The 21,353-nt window shown below is 63.1% G+C and carries 21 protein-coding genes; 7 read left to right on the forward strand and 14 right to left on the reverse strand.

Translation table 11 applies throughout. The annotated features are described in order from the left end of the window. Positions 1-2: 2 nt before the first annotated feature. From ACIPZF_RS04590 to gabP, 5 genes are all read right to left on the reverse strand, one after another. Complete coding sequence (locus ACIPZF_RS04590) at positions 3-896, reverse strand: dihydrodipicolinate synthase family protein (protein ID WP_400795725.1); 894 nt, start codon at positions 894-896, stop codon at positions 3-5. A 74-nt stretch (positions 897-970) separates the two neighbouring features. After that, complete coding sequence (locus ACIPZF_RS04595) at positions 971-2,299, reverse strand: MFS transporter (protein WP_400795728.1); 1,329 nt, start codon at positions 2,297-2,299, stop codon at positions 971-973. A 182-nt stretch (positions 2,300-2,481) separates the two neighbouring features. Further along, positions 2,482-3,801 carry an NAD(P)/FAD-dependent oxidoreductase gene (locus tag ACIPZF_RS04600; protein ID WP_400795730.1) on the reverse strand — a complete coding sequence of 440 codons (1,320 nt, stop codon included), beginning with the start codon at positions 3,799-3,801 and terminating at the stop codon, positions 2,482-2,484. A 61-nt stretch (positions 3,802-3,862) separates the two neighbouring features. Then, the gene (locus ACIPZF_RS04605) at positions 3,863-4,579 is read right to left on the reverse strand and encodes a GntR family transcriptional regulator (protein ID WP_400795732.1); all 717 of its coding nucleotides are present in this window, start codon (positions 4,577-4,579) and stop codon (positions 3,863-3,865) included. Positions 4,580-4,863: 284 nt separating this feature from the next. Then, positions 4,864-6,261 carry a GABA permease gene (gene gabP / locus ACIPZF_RS04610; protein ID WP_400795734.1) on the reverse strand — a complete coding sequence of 466 codons (1,398 nt, stop codon included), beginning with the start codon at positions 6,259-6,261 and terminating at the stop codon, positions 4,864-4,866. Between the two features lie 271 nt (positions 6,262-6,532). Between gabP and ACIPZF_RS04615 the strand changes: the two genes are divergently transcribed. Next, on the forward strand, positions 6,533-6,874 hold the full coding sequence (locus ACIPZF_RS04615) for a DUF2892 domain-containing protein (RefSeq protein ID WP_400795737.1): 342 nt from the start codon (positions 6,533-6,535) through the stop codon (positions 6,872-6,874). A 128-nt stretch (positions 6,875-7,002) separates the two neighbouring features. On the opposite strand, the gene ACIPZF_RS04620 is transcribed toward ACIPZF_RS04615, so the two are convergent. Together ACIPZF_RS04620 and ACIPZF_RS04625 are read right to left on the reverse strand one after the other, a co-directional pair. Further along, on the reverse strand, positions 7,003-8,211 hold the full coding sequence (locus ACIPZF_RS04620) for a hypothetical protein (protein WP_400795740.1): 1,209 nt from the start codon (positions 8,209-8,211) through the stop codon (positions 7,003-7,005). 41 nt (positions 8,212-8,252) lie between these two features. Then, positions 8,253-8,702 carry a YcgN family cysteine cluster protein gene (locus ACIPZF_RS04625; RefSeq protein WP_400795742.1) on the reverse strand — a complete coding sequence of 150 codons (450 nt, stop codon included), beginning with the start codon at positions 8,700-8,702 and terminating at the stop codon, positions 8,253-8,255. A 146-nt stretch (positions 8,703-8,848) separates the two neighbouring features. On the opposite strand from ACIPZF_RS04625, the gene ACIPZF_RS04630 reads away from it, so the two are divergent. After that, a complete protein-coding gene (locus ACIPZF_RS04630) occupies positions 8,849-9,442 on the forward strand; it encodes a nitroreductase family protein (RefSeq protein ID WP_400795745.1) in 594 nt (197 codons plus the stop codon). Positions 9,443-9,552: 110 nt separating this feature from the next. Here the strand turns inward: ACIPZF_RS04630 and ACIPZF_RS04635 are convergent, their stop codons facing one another. The 4 genes from ACIPZF_RS04635 to ACIPZF_RS04650 all read right to left on the reverse strand — a co-directional run bounded on the left by ACIPZF_RS04635 (position 9,553) and on the right by ACIPZF_RS04650 (position 12,520). Further along, entirely contained in the window at positions 9,553-10,485 is a 933-nt protein-coding gene (locus ACIPZF_RS04635) for a D-2-hydroxyacid dehydrogenase (RefSeq protein ID WP_400795748.1), read from the reverse strand. 2 nt (positions 10,486-10,487) lie between these two features. Further along, the gene (locus tag ACIPZF_RS04640; protein ID WP_400795751.1) at positions 10,488-10,781 is read right to left on the reverse strand and encodes a YcgL domain-containing protein; all 294 of its coding nucleotides are present in this window, start codon (positions 10,779-10,781) and stop codon (positions 10,488-10,490) included. Beyond that, positions 10,778-11,911, reverse strand: coding sequence for a ribonuclease D (gene rnd, locus ACIPZF_RS04645; RefSeq protein ID WP_400795754.1), 1,134 nt, complete (start codon positions 11,909-11,911; stop codon positions 10,778-10,780). Before rnd ends, ACIPZF_RS04640 begins: the two co-directional genes overlap by 4 nt. 234 nt (positions 11,912-12,145) lie before the next feature. Next, positions 12,146-12,520: a 5-carboxymethyl-2-hydroxymuconate Delta-isomerase gene (locus ACIPZF_RS04650; RefSeq protein WP_400795756.1), complete on the reverse strand. Its 375-nt coding sequence runs from the start codon at positions 12,518-12,520 to the stop codon at positions 12,146-12,148. Between the two features lie 115 nt (positions 12,521-12,635). On the opposite strand from ACIPZF_RS04650, the gene ACIPZF_RS04655 reads away from it, so the two are divergent. Further along, the gene (locus tag ACIPZF_RS04655; RefSeq protein WP_400795759.1) at positions 12,636-12,872 is read left to right on the forward strand and encodes a YdcH family protein; all 237 of its coding nucleotides are present in this window, start codon (positions 12,636-12,638) and stop codon (positions 12,870-12,872) included. 106 nt (positions 12,873-12,978) lie between these two features. Here the strand turns inward: ACIPZF_RS04655 and ACIPZF_RS04660 are convergent, their stop codons facing one another. Further along, on the reverse strand, positions 12,979-14,163 hold the full coding sequence (locus ACIPZF_RS04660) for a trans-sulfuration enzyme family protein (protein WP_400795761.1): 1,185 nt from the start codon (positions 14,161-14,163) through the stop codon (positions 12,979-12,981). A 114-nt stretch (positions 14,164-14,277) separates the two neighbouring features. Here ACIPZF_RS04660 and ACIPZF_RS04665 point away from each other — a divergent pair, with 114 nt between their 5' ends. Then, positions 14,278-14,739 carry an Lrp/AsnC family transcriptional regulator gene (locus ACIPZF_RS04665; protein ID WP_400795764.1) on the forward strand — a complete coding sequence of 154 codons (462 nt, stop codon included), beginning with the start codon at positions 14,278-14,280 and terminating at the stop codon, positions 14,737-14,739. Positions 14,740-14,837: 98 nt separating this feature from the next. Here the strand turns inward: ACIPZF_RS04665 and ACIPZF_RS04670 are convergent, their stop codons facing one another. After that, positions 14,838-17,168, reverse strand: coding sequence for an FdhF/YdeP family oxidoreductase (locus ACIPZF_RS04670; protein ID WP_400795767.1), 2,331 nt, complete (start codon positions 17,166-17,168; stop codon positions 14,838-14,840). A gap of 268 nt (positions 17,169-17,436) precedes the next feature. Here ACIPZF_RS04670 and moaA point away from each other — a divergent pair, with 268 nt between their 5' ends. The 3 genes from moaA to ACIPZF_RS04685 all read left to right on the forward strand — a co-directional run bounded on the left by moaA (position 17,437) and on the right by ACIPZF_RS04685 (position 20,428). Then, positions 17,437-18,441, forward strand: coding sequence for a GTP 3',8-cyclase MoaA (gene moaA, locus ACIPZF_RS04675; RefSeq protein ID WP_400795770.1), 1,005 nt, complete (start codon positions 17,437-17,439; stop codon positions 18,439-18,441). A 20-nt stretch (positions 18,442-18,461) separates the two neighbouring features. Further along, a complete protein-coding gene (locus ACIPZF_RS04680; protein ID WP_400795773.1) occupies positions 18,462-19,361 on the forward strand; it encodes a bestrophin family protein in 900 nt (299 codons plus the stop codon). Between the two features lie 179 nt (positions 19,362-19,540). Then, the gene (locus ACIPZF_RS04685) at positions 19,541-20,428 is read left to right on the forward strand and encodes a LysR family transcriptional regulator (RefSeq protein WP_400795775.1); all 888 of its coding nucleotides are present in this window, start codon (positions 19,541-19,543) and stop codon (positions 20,426-20,428) included. On the opposite strand, the gene ACIPZF_RS04690 is transcribed toward ACIPZF_RS04685, so the two are convergent. After that, the gene (locus tag ACIPZF_RS04690) at positions 20,416-21,198 is read right to left on the reverse strand and encodes a helix-turn-helix domain-containing protein (protein WP_400795778.1); all 783 of its coding nucleotides are present in this window, start codon (positions 21,196-21,198) and stop codon (positions 20,416-20,418) included. The two genes, ACIPZF_RS04685 and ACIPZF_RS04690, sit on opposite strands and share 13 nt — an antisense overlap. Between the last annotated feature and the right edge of the window lie 155 nt (positions 21,199-21,353).

Raw genomic sequence — 21,353 nt, forward strand, 5'->3', positions numbered from 1 at the left:
CCTTATTTGATCTGGGCGATGGTGGCCTTCAGGGTGCTGACCACGCGCTGCAGTTCTTCTTTCTCGGCGGCGTCAAGCTCGGACAGCGGCTTGCGCACGCCACCAGTGCTCAGGCCATTGAGGGCCACGCCGTACTTGATCGACTGAACGAACTTGCCACCTTCGAGGAAGTCCATCAGCGGCATCATCGCGCTCATGATCTTGCGGCCCTTGTCGAAGTTCTTCTCGATCACACAGGCCTCGAACAACGCAACATGCTCACGCGGGATGAAGTTGGAACCAGCGCAAACCCAGCTCTGGGCACCCCAGGCGAAGAACTCCAGGGCCTGGTCGTCCCAGCCGCACGACAGCTGGATGTTCGGGCGCTGGATGGCCAGGCGGTGCAGCTGGGCCATGTCGCCGGAGCTTTCCTTGATGGCGACGATGTTCTTCACATCAGCCACGGCATCGAAGAACTCCTCACCCATGCTCACGCTCATGCGGCCTGGGTAGTTATAGAGCATGATCGGCAAACCAGCGGCGGCATCGACGGCTTTGACGTGCTGAGCGATTTCCTGCTGGGTCGGCAGCGCGTACGGCGGGGTGCCCACCAGCAGCGCGTCGGCCTTGATTTCCTTGGCGTGCTGGGCGAACGCCACAGCGTCTTCGGTGCGGATGCCACCGGTGCCGACGATCAATGGCAGGCGGCCGTTGAGCACGTCCTTGGCCTGGGCGGCCAGCTCGATGCGCTCCTGGGTGGTGTGCGCGTAATACTCACCGGTGGAACCACCGATGATCACGCCGTGGATTTTCGATTCGACCAGGTATTCGAGGACCTCGGCAAATGCTGCCTTGTCGATCGAGCCGTCCGCAGCCAGCGGAGTGATTGCCGGGGTGTAGATGCCTTCGAATTTCACGGTAGTTTCTCCAGTGCGTTGATCAGTGTTGTAAAAGGCCGCTGCCGATCGAGGCAGCGGCACGTTGTAGGGGTTCAGCCCAGCGAAGCGGCCTGTTGCAGGTTCAGCGAACGGGTTTCCGGGGCCAGGGCGATCGAGAAGGCCAGGCCGACGAAGGTGACGGCGGCGGCGGCATACATGGTTGCGCCGATGCCATAGCTGTCGAGGGCAATGGGTACCAGCCAGGTACCGACCGCAGCACCGACCCGCGACATGGACGTGCCCACGCCCACGGCGCCAGCACGGATTTCAGTGGGGAACAGCTCGTTGGGGTAAACCAGCTGCAGCACCTGGGCACCGCCGATGAACAAAGCATAGGCACCGAACAGCACCAGGATGAGCATCTCGTTGCCACTGCTGAAGGCGCCCAGGCCCAGCAGCGCCAGCCCCGACCAGAAGAAGCTGTGCAGCAGCGTGGTGCGCCGACCGATGGTGTTCAGCAGGCGGGTGCCGATGATGCAGCCGACCACGAACAGGCAGGTGATCGCCACCGAGCCAATCGAGGCCCAGTCACCCTTGAGGTTGAGCGCGCCCAGCACCTTGGGGGCGAAGGCGTAGACGGCGAACACCGGGATTACCGAGCAGGTCCAGAACATGGTGACGAACAGCATGCGTTTGCCGTAGCCGGAGTGCAGTAGGCTGAGGAACGACAGCTTGCGGGACTTTGGCTCCTCGGGCAGGTTGCGCAGCGAGAAGTCGTTGCCGTACACGGCTTTGATCACCTGCTCCGCTTCAGCCGAGCGGCCCTTGCTGATCAACCAGCGTGGCGATTCAGGCGTGCCCAGACGAATGGCGAACAGCAACGCACCGATCACCGCGGCACTGGCCAGCACCAGGCGCCAGGCATCGTCGCCGCCGTGGCGCAGGATGGCTTCACCGATCATGTAAGCGGTGGCCGCACCGGCAAACCACAGCACGGTCAAAGTGGCCAGGCGTGGCCCACGGTTTTTCTTGGGCAGGAACTCCACCAGCAGCGATGTCGCCACCGGGTATTCGATGCCTACCGCGATACCGATGGAAAAACGCAGCAGGAACAGCGCCAGCGCCGACTCCACCCAGAACTGCGCGACCGAGGCGACGATGAACAAGGTCGGGCCGACGAAGAACACCCGTTTGCGGCCGAAGCGGTCGGTCAGCCAACCGCCGAAGAAGCCACCAAAGAAAATGCCGATCAGCGCCGAAGCGGCGATCATGCCCTGCCAGAAACTGGTCAGGCCCAGGCCTGCGGACATTTGCACCATGGCCACGCCGATGATACTCAGCACGTAGCCGTCGACGAACGAGCCACCACCGGAACGCAATGTCAGCAACTGGTGAAAGCGGTTGATCGGTACATCTTCAATCGAAATATTCGGACTTGTCATTGTTGTTCCTACCACTTCATTTACATGCACGTTTTCAAGGCGAGCGCGTCCGCGAAACTGAAAACGTCTTCAGCCCCGGGTGACCGGATAGCGCATCTCGATCATCAATTTCGGGCAAAGCGAGCCCGTACCGGCCAAACAGGGCCGGCGTTAAAAATTCAATGGCCTAACTTGGTGAAGCGTCAGCTTTCCTTACCCGCGCGCATTTGCCCCCACATCAGGTTGGCGTTCAAGCCCAGGGATACCAGGGGCTGCGGTGGATTCGCACAAGGCCCGGGGGCATTGAGCAGAAACTCGATAAGTTCGTTCTTGTCACCGGCCAACCAGTCGGCCAGCAACTTGCCGGTGACCGTGCCCCGGGTAACGCCCAAACCGTTGCAACACAATGCGCCGACTACATTGGGCGCCAACTTGCCGAAGAAGCCCATGTGGTTGCGCGAAAGTGCCAATGCACCGCCCCAGGTATATTCGAATTCAACACCCGGCAACATCGGGAAGCGCCGGGCAAAGGAGTCGCGGTGGCGCTGGACGAAGCGGTCGAGGTATTTGCGGTTGCTGCGCCCATCGGGGTTGTAGCTGAAGCTGTTGCGGATCAGCAGGCGGTTGTCGACCGTGCGGCGCATGGTGGTGCCGAACGGGTCTGCCGGGATCACGCCCCAGTAAGGCTTGCCGCCCAGACGGGCCTGTTCTTCCTCGGTCAGCGGGCGGGTGATGCTGCCGTAAGTGAACACCGGCAGCATGCGGCCCTTGAGGAAACCGAAGCTCATGCCGAAGGCGTTGGTGGTGAGCACCAGCTTGTCGGCGGTGATCGAACCGTTGGCGTGGCGCAGCACCACCTTGTCGCCATAGTCGACGTCGGTGATGGGGGTGTTTTCGTAGAGCGAAACGTTGCTCGGCAGGCTGTCGGCCAGGCCCTTCACCAGCGCCGAGGGCTGCAGCAGCGCCGTGCCGGGGGTGAACAGGCCCTTGCGGTAGAAGTGCGTGCCGATGTGGTCTGGCAGGTCGCGGCCTTCGATCACTTCATAGGGCTGGCCGAGCTTGTCCAGACCACGGCGGTAGGCATCCAGCACCGCCATGCCGCGGTCTTCGATGGCTGCCTGGTACTTGCCGCAGTGGCGGAACTGGCACTCGATGTCGTAGCGCTCGATCAGCTCCTTGAGGTACGACTGCCCGCCGAGGTTGAGCTTGAGTACAGTCTTGGCGATGCCGATGTCGCCGATGTAATCCTCGGCGCCGATGTCGTGGGGCAGGTCGATGGCAAAACCGGCGTTGCGCCCGGAGGTGCCATAACCGACCTCCTGTGCCTCGATCAGTACGATCTCGTCGTCCGGAAAGTTCGTCGCCAGCTGGCGCGCTGCGGCCAACCCGGTGAAGCCGGCGCCGACCACCACCCAGCGCGCCTGGCTGTGGCCGCTGTGTGCCGGCCGGGGCGTGCGGGGTTTGCTCAGGTGATACCAACCACAGGTGGCATCATCGGCAGGTAACGAACTTATTCTTGTCATGTCACTAACCTGGATCTTGTTGTTGACGAGCGGTCAGCGCCAGCGGCGTGACCGGTGGAACTCATATCTGAATCGGTACATCCAGCGCTTGCGGTGCGGCGTACTCGGCCATGCGCCTGCGCGACAGCTCCATATGCTCGCGCACTACCCTGCCGGCGGTTTGCGGGTCCCGCTGTTCGATGGCAACGATGATCTGCTCGTGCTGCTCGCAGGCAAGCTCAAGATCGCGTTGCATGTCATCGGTGGTGGGGTGGCGATAGAAGATCTTGCCCAGGCGGGTGTGGTCGATGAGGATCCGACGCAGCGTAGGCATGAGGTATTCGTTGTGCGCCATCTTGCCGATTTCCAGGTGGAAGGCGTCGTTGTAGAGCACGCGGTTTTCCACGTCGCGCTCTTCGATGGCCTGGCGGAACTGCGCCTGGATGGCCTTGAGCACTTCGATTTCGGCTTCGGTGGCGTAGGTGGCCGCCAGCTGAGTGGTGGCGACGTAGATGAGCGGTGCGGCGACATAGAAACTGTGCAGCGATTCGTGGTTCATCGCGGCCACGCGCGGTGCGCGGTTGGCTTCCAGCTCGATGTAGCCTTCGGCGGCGATTTGGCGCAACAGCTCACGGACTGGCGGGCGCGACAGGCCGAACTCGTCGCACAGGGCCAGTTCGTCCACCACCGCGCCTGGGGCCAGTTCCATGCTGAGGATCCGGCGGCGCAACGCTTCGGCGAGGACGGCCTTGCGGTCCTGTGGCACCTCTGCGGTGATGGGTTCAACGGTGGCTTTCATGGCGGCCTTCTTTGTTGTCATAGACTTTGTCTACTATTTGTATAACGACTATATGGCACTGTTAGACAATGTGTCTACAGCATTTTCGATGAACGGCGAAATCTCTAAAAGCCCCTGATTTAAAGGGCTTGAGCGGGTTGCAGAGGTGAGATTAAACACCCTTGAGACTGCATTGCCAAACCGGACAGGTAATTATCCAGAACAGACAAAAATGCAGAACCTGTTGAGCCACAACGAAAAAAGCCACCTGCGGTAGGTGGCTTTCATCCGGTTACCGCGCGAAGTCAGGCAGCCGCCAATGCCTCCCGCCGCTCATGGCGCCGGCCGCTGATCACGCCCAACACCAGGATCACCACTGCCAGGGCCAGGGTCAGCGATACCTCCATACGATGCTGCGGCATCACGAACATGGTCCCCAGGGCGAACACGATGAAGCTGATCACCGCATAGGTCAGCCACGGGTACAGCCACATCCGGAAGGCGATCTCGACGTTCTGCCGCTGCAGGATGGCGCGCATGCGCAGCTGCGAGCAGGCAATCGCCAGGTACACCAGCAAGGCAATCGAACCGGAGCTGGCCAGCAGGAAGGCGAATACCTCAGCCGGTGCGAAGTAATTGACGATGGTGGCCAGTGCGCCGATCAATGTGCTGCCGATCACCGCTGCGCGTGGCACGCCAACCTTGGAGGTGCGCTGGATGAAGCCTGGGGCATCGCCACGCTTGCTCAGCGAGTAGAGCATCCGCGACGAGATGTAGATCGACGAGTTCAGGCAGCTGGCCACTGCCACCAATACCACCATGTCCACCAGGAACTTGGCATAGGGGATGTGCATGATTTCCAGCGCGCGCTGGTACGAGCCCTGCACCGGCAGCAGCGGGTCGTTCCACGGTACTACCGAGATAATCACGAAGATCGACAGCAGGTAGAAGACGCTGATCCGCCAGATCACCGAGCGGGTGGCCTTGGCGATGTTGCGCGCCGGGTCTTTGGACTCTGAAGCCGCGATGGTCACCGCTTCGGTGCCCAGGTAGCTGAACATGGTGGTCAGCAATGCGCCGATGATCGCCGTCCAGCCATTGGGCATGAACCCGCCCTGCTGCTCCAACAGGCGCGGTAGGCCGCTGACTTCACGCCCCGGCAGCACCCCGGCCAATGCCGCAGCACCAAGGGCGATGAAGGCGACAATGGCGATCACCTTGAGCATGGCGAACCAGAACTCGAACTCGCCGTACTTGGCCACGCTGAACAGGTTGGTGGCGGTCAGCAGCACGGTCATGCTCAGGGCGAAGAACCAGGCATCGATGTGCGGGAACCAGTTGTTGAGGACCACGCCGGCGGCGATGGCTTCGATGGGGATCACCAGCACCCAGAACCACCAGTACAACCAGCCGACCGTGAAGCCGGCCCAACGCCCGATGGCGCGGTCGGCATAGGTGGAAAAGGAGCCAGTGTCGGGGCTGGCGACAGCCATTTCGCCAAGCATGCGCATCACCAGTACCACCAATGCACCGGCCAATGCATAGGCGACGATGGCCGAGGGGCCGGCGGCGGCGATGGCGTGGCCGGAGCCGATGAACAGCCCGGCACCGATCACCCCGGCAATGGAAAGCATGGTCACATGGCGTTGCTTGAAGCCTTGCGCCAGCTGATTGCCGGCGCCACTCGCGCTTGTCGTTGTCATCCTGATCCCTGCTTTTGTTTTTGTGGAGGGGGACGTGAAGCTCCTGGATCGAAACCCAGCGTGGATGAGCTTCGCGCCTGGTCAAGTTAATGCGCGGTGGGCCTGGCCAGTTGCCCCAATCCGCCATGCATTTGACCAGACCTGACATTGGCCAAGTTAAAAGGCGCATTGCAGAGCCATCGCGGCGCCTTGATCAACCGCTCGGCATGCCGACTGAACGGCGACGACGAATGATCGGTCACCTGCTTACATTTCACATGGAGGGTTCGTCATGCTCGATATTCATTCCGGTTCAGCGTCGGCGGAACACAATGTCCAGGGCCTGGAGCGGGTCGGTTCGTTGGCGGGTGGGGCACTGATGTTCACCAAGGGGTTGCGCCACGGTGGCTTCATCGGTCTTTTGCAAATGGTGGTGGGTGGCGTTGCGGTGGCACGCGGGGTCAGCGGGCATTGCGGGGCCAAGGCCTGGTATCAGCAGCATCGTCAGGAGTATCACCGGTTGCGGGCGGATATCGAGCGCAGTGCCGGGGAACTGGAGGCGCTCAAACGCAGTGCCGATTCGGCGATGCGAGGGGTTACGGTGACTGGGAAGGATCCGCTGACCGGTAATTGATGGGTTGACTGTACTGGCCTCTTCGCGGGCAAGCCCGCTCCCACAGGTACACCACTGATCTCAAGGGGAGTGGTGTACCTGTGGGAGCGGGCTTGCCCGCGAAGAGGCCGGCACTGGCAACCAAGAAATCAGCGCAGGGCCTTGCTCTGCAACACCTCGGACCGCCGCCCCAGCACGCTCTCGCTGATCTGCACGAACTCCTCGGTACTCACCTTCGGCAAGCGCATCAACGCCTGGGTTACATCGTCCAGCGAGCGCTTGGCCTGGGTATGAATGCGGATTTCCTTGTCCAGCGCCTGCAATAACAACACTCCGCGCGCCACCTGCGCAGCGCTGGCATGTTCACCACGCAGCTGGGTGACCTTGGCCCCCTGCTTCTGCAAACGCGCCTGCCACACTTGGTAGCGGTCATCGCTCACGCCTCCGGCGCGGCGCAGCAGCTCGTTGGCGTAATAATCGGTCAGGCTCTGGCCAAGCCAGTCGCTGTCGGCACTCACGCGAATCTGTGCAAACAGCTGAACCAGCTCGCGGAGCAACGGGCTGCTGCCACTTTCGCTGATCATCGGCCTGCCGCTGTGCAGGTAAAGCGAACCGCGCGCCGACATCGCCCCGCGCCACATGCCGTCACGGGCACCGACCAGCAGCAGCTTGGGCGGGTTGCGCGGGAACACGGCCTGCAGGTGCGGCCAGACGAAGGTCAGCAAGGTCAGGCTGTCCATCCGGCGCATGCCCTGCCCCACCGGGGCCGCTACGGTCACGTCGGTTTCGCCCAGGCGTGCACGGCGGCTGCCGAGGTCGCCGGCAAGCATCCAGCCGGTAGGCCGATCGAACAGGCGCGAAACGTTATCGATGCGGAACTTGTTAGTGCCCACCCGCGGCCAGGAGGTCTCGATGCTCTTCCAGCCCTCGGGCATGTCGACCGAGAGGCGCGCCACCAGCTCGGTGCCGTCCTGCTGATCGAGGCGTGCCGGCGGTATCAGCTGATCGCCGAGAAACAGCGCCCAGTGGGGCGTGATGCGCGAGGAATAGGCACCGCTACGCAGTTTCTGGTCAAGTTTCACCCGGTAGCTGAGACTGGTCTTCCCCGCCGCCGGACGCCATACACCGCGCTCGCCCTGCAGCTGCCACTGGCCATCGGCCTGAAATCCGCTGTAGGCCCCCGCTTTGCCAAGGTCGAAGTCGAGACTGCGCACGGCGCTGCCTTCGGCCAGGGTCATGCGCACTTCGGCCTGGCCATTGGCGGGCAACAGCCGCACCTGATAGTCGAGGTCGACCTTTTTCGCCCAGGCCGGGGAACAGGCGACGAAGCCCAGAAGCAGCAACAGCTGGCAACGCATACCGAAACTCCTTGATTCCCAGAGACGACGGATTATGCCGTTCAGCTGGCGCGAAAGATCAGGTGGTCTTCCCAGTCGTCTTCATCCACATCCTGCTCCCTGAGCATACGCCCCGACTGGGAAATGCGCTGTTCATGGACCTGCTGGCGATCGCCGCAGACCAGGTGATGCCAGGCCGGCAGGTCCTTGCCCTCACTCACCAGGCGGTAGCCGCAAGTGCTTGGCAGCCATTTGAACTGGTCGGCCTTGCCCGGGGTGAGCTGGATGCAATCGGGCACGTGTGCGAAGCGGTTGGGGTAGTCGCTGCACTGGCAGGTGTTCATATCCAGCAGTTTGCAGGCGATGCGCGTGTAATAGACGCTGTTGTCGTCCTCGTCCTCGAGCTTTTGCAGGCAGCACAGGCCGCAGCCGTCACACAGCGACTCCCACTCTTGCGGGTCGAGTTGTTCGAGGGTCTTGCGCCGCCAGAACGGCGCGCTTTCAGCGATCATCACACGGGTTTCCTGCAGTCGTCTCGTAGGCCGCGGCGCGCGGCGGCGCCAGTCTAGAGCCTGGCCTTGCGCAACGCCAGACCGCTTGTCAGTACCGAGCGGACGCAGTAGCGTGCGGTCTTTCCCCGCCCGTTGCAGGAGCAGCCATGAGCGCCACCCCCCGCATTGCCGATTACGCCATCAACGAACAGTTCATCAACCGCTGGTCGCCACGGGCCTTCACCGCCGAGCCGATCAGCGAAGAAACCCTGCTGAGCTTCCTCGAAGCGGCACGCTGGGCGCCGTCGGCCTACAACTCGCAGCCGTGGCGCTTCCTCTATGCCCGCCGCGACACGCCGAGCTGGGAGCGTTACCTGAACCTGCTGGTGCCGTTCAACCGCAGCTGGGCGCAGCAGGCTTCGGCGCTGGTGCTGGTGATTTCCAAGACCACCTTTGCCGCGCCGGGCGCCAGTGAAGAAAAACCGGCGTTGTGGCACACCTTCGACACCGGTTCTGCCTGGGGCCATCTGGCGTTGCAGGCGAGCATCAGCGGCTGGCATACCCACGGGATGGCCGGGTTTGACAAGGATCTGGCGCGTAGCGAGCTGAAGGTGCCGGAAGGCTACGAGCTGCATGCCATGGTGGCGATCGGCAAATTGGGTGACAAGGCCAGCCTTGACGAGGGCTTGCAAGCGCGTGAGGTACCAAGCCCGCGTCGGCCGCTGAGCGAGCTGGCGGCTGAGGGGGATTTCAGTCTGTAAAATCAGCCTTGGCTTATTCGCGGGCAAGCCCGCTCCCACATGTTCGGAGGTGTCCATAGGACCTGTGGGAGCGGGCTTGCCCGCGAAGAGGCCAGCACCAACGCTACAAATCAATAACCCTTGGCGAAATCCACTTCCCCACGCAACCCCTGCCCCGCCTGGTACGCCTGCACATTCTCGACAAACAACCGCACCATCGCCGTTGGCGAGGTAGGCGCCGAACTGTGCCCGGTCAGCAACAACCCCCAGGCCGTCCAGAATGGATGACGCTGCGGCAGCGGCTCCTGCCGACACACATCGATCACCGCACCCGCCAGATGCCCCTCCTTCAGTGCCTCGACCAGGTCGGCATCGACCACCGCCGCCCCGCGCCCGGCATTGATGAACAGTGCGCTGGGCTGAAAGCACTTGAACAGCGTGGCATCGTAAATGTCATGGGTCGCCGGCGTATCCGGCAGTAAATTGAGCACGTAATCGACTTGCCCGACCATGCGCGGTAAATCCGCCAACCCGGCCACTTCGACGAACGGCGCCTGTTCACGCGCCGTGCTGGCGATGCCGTACAGCGTCACACCAAACGGCACGAGGAACTCAGCAACACGCTGGCCGATATCGCCTGTACCCACGATCAGCACCTTGCGCCCTTCGAGCGTACGCCCCGGGCGGTCGTCCCAACGGCGCTCGACCTGGCTGACCAGGCGCGACAGCACCTCGCGCTCATGCCCCAGCAGGTAGGTGAGCATGTACTCGGCCATCACCTGGCCGAAGATGCCGACCGCACGGGTCAACCGGTAATCACGCGGCAACCCCTCTGCCAGCAATGGCGTGATGCCAGCCCAGGTCGACTGCATCCAGGCCGGCTTGTGGCCCTGGCGCAACAAACTCGCAAGCAGGTCCGGCTGGCCCAGCCAGACCGGGCACTGCGGGGCCTGCGAGGCCAGTTCGGCGGAGTCGCCGCTGGTGAAGACGTCCAGCTGTGGCGCGGCTTCGCGCAACAGTTCGGCGTAGCGAGCATGGTCGTGCTCAGCGATCAATACACGCATGCTCAGACCGGATCGTTACGGCGCAGCAGCTCTTCGGGCAGGTGCTCGATGTACTCATCTTCGGCCGGCGGCATCTGCAGGTGGTAGCCCTGGTTTGCCAAATTCTCCAGCACCTTGGTGATGTCCTCGCGGGCCAGCTGGCGCTCGGGGGTCAGCACCAGGTCGAAGGCGTGCACAGGCTTGCCGAAGAATGGCAGCAGCGCCTCGGGCACACGCTCCAGGCCCTCGGCCTTGAGCACGTAGAGGTACATTTCGTTCTTGCGTGGGCTCTTGTAGATCGAGCAGATATGTTTCATGGGGTCTCTCCGGCACCTGCCAGGTCATCCAGCAGGGCCTGGCCCATCCGCTCACGGCGCCAGCCGCGCAACGAATCGGGCAATTGATAGGGGCCGTTGGGGTAGCCGCTCTTGAGCAGCGCTTCCAGGGCTTTCTTGCGCAGCATCAGCTCCGGGGCGATGCCAAGGCGCTCACCTTCGGCCTGACCGATGGCGCGCAGGCGCTTGAGGATACCGGCGGCTTCGATCGGCAGCGGCTCGGGCAGGGTCGCCGGCCATTGCTCGGGCGGCTGACTGGCGGCCTGCTTGATCAGTTGGAGCAGCGTGTTGCCATCCTGACGGATGGTGCGCGGGTGCATTTCTTCGATTTTGGCCAGCGCCGACAGGTTGTCCGGCTGGCTTTTAGCCATGGGCCACAGCGAGTGTTCCTTGAGAATGCGGTTGCGCGGCACATCGCGGCTGCGCGCCTCACGCTCGCGCCAGGCGCACAACTCGCGCAGCACGGCCAGTTGCTGAGGGCGCAACTTCCAGGCCAGCTTGACGTCGCGGTACAGCGTCTGCGGGTCGACTTCACGGCGCAGCGCCGCCACCAGTTCGGCGCCGTCTTCCAGCACCCAGGCGTACTTGTCGTCGGACAGCCGTGGGCGCAGGGCCGCGAACAGCTCGGCCAAGTGCACGGCATCCTCGGCGGCGTAGCTGACCTGGGTCTCCGACAGCGGGCGCTGCAGCCAGTCGGAGCGGGTTTCGCCCTTGGGCAGCTCCAGGCCCAGCACTTCCTGAACCAGGCGCGAATAACCCATTGAGAAGCCCAGGTTCAGGTAACCGGCGGCCAGCTGCGTATCGAACAACGGTTGCGGCAGCTTGCCGGTCAGGCGCAGCAGCACCTCGAGGTCTTCGCTGCAGGCGTGCAGCACCTTGACCACGCCAGCGTCATCGAGCAGTTCACCCAGCGGCTGCCAGTCATTGATCAGCAACGGGTCGATGAGGAAAGCCCGCTCGCCGTCGCCAATCTGGATCAGCCCGGCTTTCGGATAAAAGGTGTCGACCCGCATGAATTCGGTGTCGAGCGCCACGAAGGGCAGCTTGCGCCACTTCTGGCAGAGTTCGGCCAGGGTCTGGTCGTCACGGATCCAGTGTATTTCGATGGCCACGAGGCTCTCCCACAAACATTGGCGCGCAGTATATACGGCGCGGGCGCTGCGGGTGAAACCTGGCGACCGCCGCGCCTCTCAGGATATTGGAAAGAGAGTCCTCGTGGTTGCAATAGGAGACTGTGGGCACTTCGACCTACGGCAACTACTACGGCGAACCGCGCAACTTCATGCTGACCCTGCGCGGCACGTATTGAAGACGCTTGCAGGGGGGGTTGCCGCCCCCTGTTGTCATCACACCTGGGCCGCGCTGATCCTTGCCTTGGCATAAGGCTCGCGGTCAATGTCGAGGACTTCCACGCACAGCTGCAGGTCCATGCCTGCTTGCGGTGGCATGGCTTCACGCAAAACCGCAAGCAGGCTTTCCGACAACTGCTGCTTCACCTCGTGGGAGCGCCCGCTGAGGATGGCCAGGCGCACATGGGCAAACGCCCGGTCACCGGGTGCGGTACCCACTCGGTAATGGCTGAACGCCTGGGCGCGGCTCTTGATGTCGGCTTCGTCGGCGAACTGGCCGCTGCCGAACAGGGCGTGGTTCAGGCGCAGCAGCAGCACGTCGACATTGAGTTCGCGCAGGTTGTCGCTGTATTCCAGGTTCAGGTGAGGCATGGCACAGGTTCCAGGCGTTGGGAAGACCGACAGCCTACCCCAGTCCCCCACCCGCGCAAAGGCGGCTATCCTCAAAGGTCAGGACCTTAACGACAACCCTGACAGAGGTGAAGAAATGCCAGTTCCGCATGATCTGCTCGCTGACTTGCACGTTACCGCTGACGCATTCCAGGCACTCATAGACAAGGACCAGACGCTGCATGCGTTGCACAAGGAATACAACGCCAAGGACAAGGAGGTGGTCGCCGCCGAAGGCAATGGCACCAACGACGAGGCCGTCAACCGCCTGCGCAAGGAGCGCCTGCTGATCAAGGACAAGATCGAGCGAATTATTCATCCGCCGAAATCCTGATGGATTTTTGCTGAATCTACCGGCCTCATCGCGGCTGAAGCCGCTCCTACAGGTGTGTGTGCAGAACCTGTAGGAGCGGCTTCAGCCGCGATGAGGCCAGCCGCCTTCACACAGCAGCCGCAGCCTTCAAAGCCCCGTCCAGGTCCTCGATCAAGTCCTGGCCATCCTCGATCCCGATCGACAGCCGCAGCAGGTTCTCGCTAATCCCCATCACGCCCTTCTGCTCCGGGCTCAAGGAGTTGTGCGACATGCTCCAGGAGTGGTTGATCATGCTCTCCACCCCGCCCAGCGAATCGGCCAAAACAAAAATGCGCAAAGCCTCGACCAAGCGGTTGAGTGCCGCGCGGTCCCCGCCCTTGACCTTCATCGCCACCACAGCCCCGCCCGCGCGCATCTGGCGCTTGCACAGTTCATGTTGCGGGTGGCTCTCCAACCCCGGGTAGAACACCTGCTCGATCTGCGGGTGGCTTTCGAGAAAACGCGCCACCTGCAGGGCGTTGGCGCATTGGCGCTCCATGCGCACGTCGAGGGTCTTCAGGCCGCGCAGGGCCAGATAACAATCGAACGGCCCCTGGATCGCACCCACCGCCATGCTGATCTTGCGCAGGCGCTTGTACAACGCCTCGCTGGCCGCCACTACCACACCGCCCGTCAGGTCCGAATGGCCGCCGATGTATTTGCTGGCCGAGTGCATCACCAGGTCCACACCCAGGGTGATTGGCCGCTGGTTCCAGGGCGAGCAGAAGGTGTTGTCGATGCAGGTAAGGATGCCGCGCGCCCGCGCCAGGTCGCAGACTGCCTTGATGTCGACCAGGTGCAGCAGCGGGTTGGTCGGCGACTCGATCCAGATCAGCTGGGTCTCGGGCTTGATCGCCGCCGCCACCGCCTCGATGTCGTTGAGATCGACGTAGGTGGTGGTCAGGCCCGAGGTGTGCCCGCGATAGTCTTCGAGGATGCGGAAGGTGCCACCGTAGACACCGTTCATCACCACCACATGGGCGTCCTTGGGCAGCAGCTCCAGCACCGTGGCCGTGGCGTTGACACCCGAGGCACAGGCCACCGCGCCAACACCCTCTTCCAGCGCCGCTACGCAGCTTTCGTAGGCATGCCGGGTCGGGTTGCCGACGCGGCTGTAGGCGTAATCGGGGTGGTCATCGAGGCTGCGCTTGATGTAAGAGCTGGCGGTGTAGATTGGCGGAAAAATCGCGTTGTCAGCGACGCTGAACTGCTCGCCGGCGTGGATGGTACGGGTGGCGAAGTTGCGCGGCTTGTCGGACATGGTCGGGCCCATTGGCAGATGTTAAGTAGGCAACTATCGCACAAACGACAAGGGCTGGCGCTGCGGGATTTTTTTCTACCGCTGGGGTAATCTGGCGAATATTTTTCTTAGCCAGCCGTGACCGATATGGACAGCTTCGACCAGCACATTCTCACCCTGCTCCAGCGCGACGCGTCGATCTCGCTGAAGGACCTGGCCGAAGCCGTCAACCTGTCCACCACGCCGTGTTGGAAGCGGGTCAAGCGCCTGGAAGAAGACGGCTACATCCTCGGCCGCGTCGCCCTGCTCGACCCCGAGCGCCTGGGCCTGGGCCTGACCGTGTTCGTTCAGCTCAAGACCCAGCGCCACGACAGCGCCTGGCTGGAGCAGTTTGCCGCGACGGTGAAGGGATTCGAGGAAGTGATGGAGTTCTACCGCATGTCCGGGGACTGGGACTACATGCTGCGGGTGGTGGTGGGTGATATTGCGGCCTATGACCGGTTCTACAAGAAGCTGATCAACAGCACCGATGGGCTGTCCAACATCACCTCCAGTTTTGCCATGGAGCAGATGAAGTACACCACGGCGTTTCCGGTGCACAGAACCTGAATCGGTGGTGCCCTCATCGCGGATGAATCCGCTCCTACAGGGTAATGCGATCCCCGTAGGAGCGGATTCATCCGCGAAGGGCCAGTCCAGTCAACCCATCAATCCACCGCCAGCACCGCCGCAATCCGGTTCCCCACCTTGGCCTTCTCCAACCGAATCGCCACGAACTTCGACGTTGGCGTATAAGTCCCCTCGCCATAACTCTCCAGCGGCACCAACGGATTGGTCTCCGGATAATAAGCCGCCGCCTGCCCATCCGGGATGTCATACGCCACCAGCCTGAACCCCGACACCCGCCGCTCCACACCGTCCTCCCAAAGCGACACCAGGTCCACCTGCTCACCCGGCTCGAAGCCCAGCCGGCGAATGTCCGCCTCGCTGACGAACACCACTTCACGCAACCCGAACACCCCGCGGTAGCGATCATCCAGCCCATACAACGTGGTGTTGTACTGGTCATGCGAACGCATCGTCTGCAGGATCAGGTCCGGCTTGTCACCCCGCGCCAGCACCTGGGCATTGACCAGTCGCTCGGGCAGCTGGCTGGCACTGAAACGCGCCTTGCCAGTTGCCGTGCGCCAGTTGCGCTCGGCTGCGCTGTTGCCCAGGTGGAAACCTCCCGGCTGCTCCAGGCGCTGGTTGAAGTCGGCAAAGCCCGGGATGACGTCGGCGATCATGCTGCGTATGCGGCCGTAATCGGCCACGGCGTATTCCCAGTCGATCGGCTGATTGCCCAGGGTGGCCTTGGCCATGCCGGCGATGATCCACGGCTCCGAACGCATGTGCGGCGAACGTGGGCGCAGCTGGCCGTGGGAGATGTGCACCATGCTGAAGGTGTCTTCCACGGTCACGCCCTGCGGCCCGCCGGCCTGCAGGTCGATTTCGGTACGGCCCAGGCAGGGCAGGATCAGCGCATCGCGGCCGGTGACCAGGTGCGAGCGGTTGAGCTTGGTGGAAATCTGCACGGTCAGCGCGCAATTGCGCAGCGCCGCGTGGGTGCGTGGGGTGTCCGGGGTGGCCTGGGCGAAGTTGCCGCCGAGCGCGATGAACACTTTGGCGCGTTGCTCTTCCATGGCCTGGATCGCCAGCACCGCGTTGTGCCCGTGGCCGCGTGGGACGCGAAAGTGGAAGCGTTTTTCCAGGGCATCGAGCAGCGCGGCCTTGGGCTTCTCGTCGATGCCCATGGTGCGGTCGCCCTGTACGTTGCTGTGGCCGCGCACCGGCGACAGGCCGGCGCCGGGTTTGCCGACGTTGCCGCGCAGCAGCTGCAGGTTGACGATTTCCTGCACGGTCGGCACCGAATGGCGGTGCTGGGTGACGCCCATCGCCCAGCACATGATCACCCGTTCGGCCTTGCGGTACATGCGCGCGGCCAATTCGATCTCGGCCAGGGTCAGGCCGGACTGCTCGACGATATGCTCCCAGGAGGTGGCGTCCACTGCCGCCAGGTAGTCATCGACGCCGCTGGTGTGCTCGGCGATGAAGGCATGGTCGAACACTGCCGGCTCACCGTTGGCCTGGGCCTCGCGCTCCCACTGCAGCAGGAACTTGGCCATGCCACGTATGGCCGCCATGTCGCCGCCCAAGGCCGGACGGAAGTAGGCGTTGGTGGTGGGCTCGGAGCCGTTGCTGAGCATCTCCAGTGGATGCTGCGGATGCTGAAAGCGCTCCAGGCCGCGCTCCTTGAGCGGGTTGAAACACACCACCTGAGCGCCACGCTTGACCGCTTCGCGCAGCGGTTCGAGCATTCGCGGGTGGTTGGTGCCGGGGTTCTGACCAATGACGAAGATCGCGTCGGCCAGCTCCAGGTCATGGAACACCACGGTGCCCTTGCCCACCCCGAGGGTTTGCGACATGCCCACGCCACTGGCTTCGTGGCACATGTTCGAGCAGTCGGGGAAGTTGTTGGTGCCATAGGCGCGGACGAACAGCTGGTAGAGGAACGCCGCTTCGTTGCTGGCCCGGCCCGAGGTGTAGAACTCGGCCTGATCGGGCGATTTTAGCGCCCGCAGGTGCTTGGCGATCAGCTCGAACGCCTCTTGCCAGGTGGTCTCGACATAGTGATCGGTGGCAGCGTCATAGCGCATCGGGTGGGTGAGGCGCCCCTGGTATTCGAGCCAGTAATCGGTCTGGTCCCTGAGCGCGCTGACGCTGTACTTGGCGAAGAATGCCGGGTCCACCGAGCGGCCGGTGGCTTCCCAGTTCACCGCCTTGGCGCCGTTTTCGCAGAACTTGACCATGTCGCTTTCCGGCGACTCGCCCCAGGCGCAGCCCGGGCAATCGAAACCGCCGTTCTGGTTGGTCTTGAGCATGGCCCGCAGGTTCTTGAAGGCGTTTTCGCTGCCCAGCCAACTCTTGGTCACGCTTTTCAGCGCGCCCCAGCCGGCGGCAGGTCCCTTGTAGTCCCTGATGTGTTGGTCCTGGCTCATGCGGTCAATCCTCACGCGGGCATCGAAAAATGCAGCGGATCGTGTCGTCCGGTGCTTATTTCCAGCCTATGGATGCCGGCATAGAGCCGTCCAATCGAAATGTCTTACAGGGTGATAAGCCGTTTCGATCACGCTGCCAGGGCCTTTGGATACATGGCCTTCAGCCTTGATAGAGGAGATTGATCAAACAGTCGGGGAAAGCAATTTGACGGGGGGCTGTGCAGGTTATAGCTTGAACCTTGTATTCCTCCCTCTGCCGAGCGCGAACGTGGAACAGAACAGCCGGGCCCTGATCGACGGCTTCAATCGCAAAATCGACTACCTGCGGATGTCGGTCACGGACCGCTGCGACTTCCGTTGCGTCTACTGCATGGCCGAAGACATGCAGTTCCTGCCGCGCCAGCAGATTCTCAGCCTTGAAGAACTGTTCCAGGTGGCCGAGCGCTTCGTCGCCCTGGGTACCCGCAAGATACGCCTCACCGGCGGCGAGCCGCTGGTGCGCCAGGGCATCGTCGAGCTGTGCGGGCGCATCGCCGCCCTGCCCGGCCTGCGCGAACTGTGCATGACCAGCAACGGCTCGCAACTCGGCCGCCTGGCCCAGCCGCTGTTCGATGCGGGGCTTTCGCGCCTGAACATCAGCCTCGACAGCCTCGACACCGAGCGCTTCAAGCAGCTGACCCGCACCGGTGACCTCGCCCAGGTGATCGCCGGCATCGACGCCGCCCGCCGCGCCGGTTTCCAACGCATCAAACTCAACTGCGTGGTGCTCAAGGGCCGCAACGACCACGAGCTGGTCGACCTGGTGCGCTTTGCCATCGACCGCGAGCTGGACATCACCTTCATCGAAGAAATGCCGCTGGGTGTGATCAGCGAGCATGAGCGCGGCGAGTCGTTCTGCTCCAGTGACGAAGTGCGCGCGCGCCTGGCCGAGCAATTCACCCTGATCGAATCGACCGAATCGTCGCAAGGCCCGGCCCGCTACTGGCGCCTGGCCGAAGCGCCCAACACCCGCGTTGGCTTCATCTCGCCCCACAGCCACAACTTCTGCGCCACCTGCAACCGCGTGCGCCTGACCGTCGAAGGCCGCCTTCTGCTGTGCCTGGGCAACGAGCACTCGATGGACCTCAAGCAGGTGCTGCGCGCCCACCCGGGCGATGCCGAGCGGCTGGAAAAAGCCATCCGCGCTTCGCTGCACCTCAAGCCCTACCGCCATCACTTCGAAGTGGGTGGCGACGTGCAGATCCTGCGTTTCATGAACATGACCGGCGGCTGATCGGCCGCCTCTGGACCTCCATGATCGTCCACTCCCGCCCCGATGTGCTGCGCGTGCTGTTCACCCTCAAGGGTTCGATCGTCAAGCGCATCGCCTTGCGCTGCCTGATGGTCACCTTGCTGGCCGCGCTGATCGTGCTGGTCGAGCGCCACTATCCGGCGTTTTTCTACCCGGTCAGCGCCACACCCTTCACCCTGCTCGGCCTGTCGCTGTCGATCTTCATGAGCTTTCGCAACAACGCCTGCTACGACCGTTGGTGGGAGGGGCGCAAGGCCTGGGGCAAGTTGATCATCGAGACCCGCTCGTTCGTGCGCGAAAGTGTGGTGATCGCCGATGAGCAGTTGCGCGCCGAACTGCTGCGCAACCTGTGCGGTTTTGCCCATGCACTGAACGCACGGCTGCGCTGCGAGGATGATCTGGCGGCGGCCCGCCCTTGGCTGGCCAATCCGGCTGCGATCAGCCCGCACAATGTCTGCGACGGGATCTTGCATGAGCTGGGCGCGCAGTGTTCGCGTCTGGCCGAACAGCAACAGATCAGTGACTGGCGCTACAGCCTGCTGGAGCAGCGCCTGGTGGGGCTCACGGAAGTCCAAGCGACCTGTGAACGGATCAAGGGCACGCCCTTACCGTTCCCCTACACCCTGCTGCTGCACCGCACCATCTACATCTTCTGCCTGCTGTTGCCGTTCGCCCTGGCCGAACCGCTGGGGTGGTTGGCGCCGCTGTTCACCACTATCGTCGGCTACACCTTCTTCGGCCTGGATGCGATCGGAAACGAATTGGAAGACCCGTTCGGCCGGGATGAAAACGACTTGCCGACCGACGCAATGGTGCGCACGGTCGAGCGGGATGTGCTGGCGGCGCTGGGGGTGCAGCCGCTGCCCCCGGCATTGCTGCCGGTGGAGCATGTGTTGAGCTGAGGGCAAATCCTGTGTGGGAGCGGCTTCAGCCGCGAACACCGGCGAAGCCGGTGCCACCCACCGCATCGCCTGTTTCGCGGCTGAAGCCGCTCCCACTGATCGATAGCATGTAACGCCTGATCAATGACATCTATCGCCGACTTGGTTAAGGTCACCTTACCCAGACGCCAGGCACTCCCATGGACATCAAGCAGCTCAAGTTCCTCATCGCCCTCGACCAGACCCGCCATTTCGGCCAGGCTGCTGTGCTGTGCCATATCACCCAGCCGACCCTGTCCATGCGCCTGCGCAACCTGGAGGACGAACTGGACCTGGTGCTGGTCAAGCGTGGCCAGCGTTTCGAGGGCTTTACCGAAGCCGGCGAGCGTATCCTGGCCTGGGCCCGCACCCTGCTCGCCGCCCACGATGGCCTGCAGGCCGAGGCCGCCAGCTGCCGGGGCCAGGTGGTCGGCAGCCTGCGCCTGGGCACCGTGCCGCTGGCCAGTTTCAACCCGATGCAACTGCTGCTGCCGCTGCGCGAAAAGTACCCCGAGCTGCAATTCCAGCTCAGCTCGCACAGCACCGAGCAGATCATGGATGGCCTGAGCCGCAACCAGCTCGACCTCGGGATCTGCTACCTCGACCAGGTCAATGCCAACTTCTTCGAAGTGATCGAGCTGGGCACCACCACCATGGGCCTGCTGCACGATACCCGGCACTTCCAGTTCGAGGCCGAAACCCTGCGCTGGGAAGACCTCGCCGACATCCCCCTGGGCCTGCTGAGCAAAGGCATGCACTACCGGCAGTCGCTGGACCTGAGCTTTCGCAGCCGCAGCCTGGAACCCAATGCCGTGCTGGAAAGCGATTCCAGCTTCCAGCTGGTCCAGGCGATCAATACCGGTGTGTGTTGCGCGATCATGCCACTCGGTTGCGGGCTGGAAGACTTGAGCGACCACATGCGCATCATCCCCATCGCCGACGCCACCATCCACAGCCCGGTTGGCCTGCTGCTGCGCCGCAGCGAGCCGCGTTCAGCGATTGCCGAGCAGTGTTTCGACGAGGCGAAGTTGCTGTTTCAGCCCATCTGAATCGCCGTCGCCTGACGGTACTGCCGGGGCGTGAAGCCGGTCAGTTGCTTGAACTGCCGGCTAAAGGCGCTGTGGTCGGTGTAGCCACACTGCATCGCCACTTCGGTGATCGGCAACTCACTGTGCAGCAGGCGGTGAGCGTGCTCCAGCCGCGCCTTGTGGATCATCTGCCGGGGCGTGAGGTGGAACACCCGCTTGCAGTAACGCTCAAGTTGCGCCACGGAAATGCCAGCGATGCGGGTCAGTTCGCCCAAGCTGATCGGCTGGTGAAAATGCCGGCGAATGTGCTCGTCCACAGCGGCCAGGCGCTGGTAGGCGGGATGTGTGTCGGCGGCTGACTGCAGGTCGACCGAAATGCCCACCAGGCCGATGATCTCCCCCGCCGGATTGCGCAATGGGCGTTTGTGCGTCAGGCACCAGCCCGGTTCGCGGCTGCCGTACAGATGCAACTCCAGCTGGTCTTCCAGTACCAGACCCTCCTTGAGCACGCGGCGGTCCTGCTCGGTGTAGCCGGGGCCCAGTTGCACCGGAAAGACCTCGGCGCTGGTTTTGCCCAGTAATGGCTGCAGGCGCTTGAGGCCACAGCGCTGCACCAGCGTGGTGTTGGCCAGCACGTAGCGGGCGTCGGGGTCCTTGATGAAGATGGCGGCGTTGGGGATGGCGTCGAGGATTGGCAGCAACAGGGATACCCCGGCCAGCAGCGCTTCCAGCGTGGCGGGGCGGTGCTGGTCGAGGGACTGGTACAGGGTTGTCAGGGGTTCTTGTGTCATCTCGATTCTCCATGGCGAGGCGACCGGCCTCTTCGCGGGCAAGCCCCACAGGTTCCTCGCTGTGCCTGAGGCTAGCGGGATACCTGTGGGAGCGGGCTTGCCCGCGAAGAGGCCAGCAAATCCAATACACCCCTAAAGCCCTTATATGCTCTGAC

It is taken from the genome of Pseudomonas sp. NPDC089752 (assembly GCF_044748725.1).
Lineage (GTDB): Bacteria > Pseudomonadota > Gammaproteobacteria > Pseudomonadales > Pseudomonadaceae > Aquipseudomonas.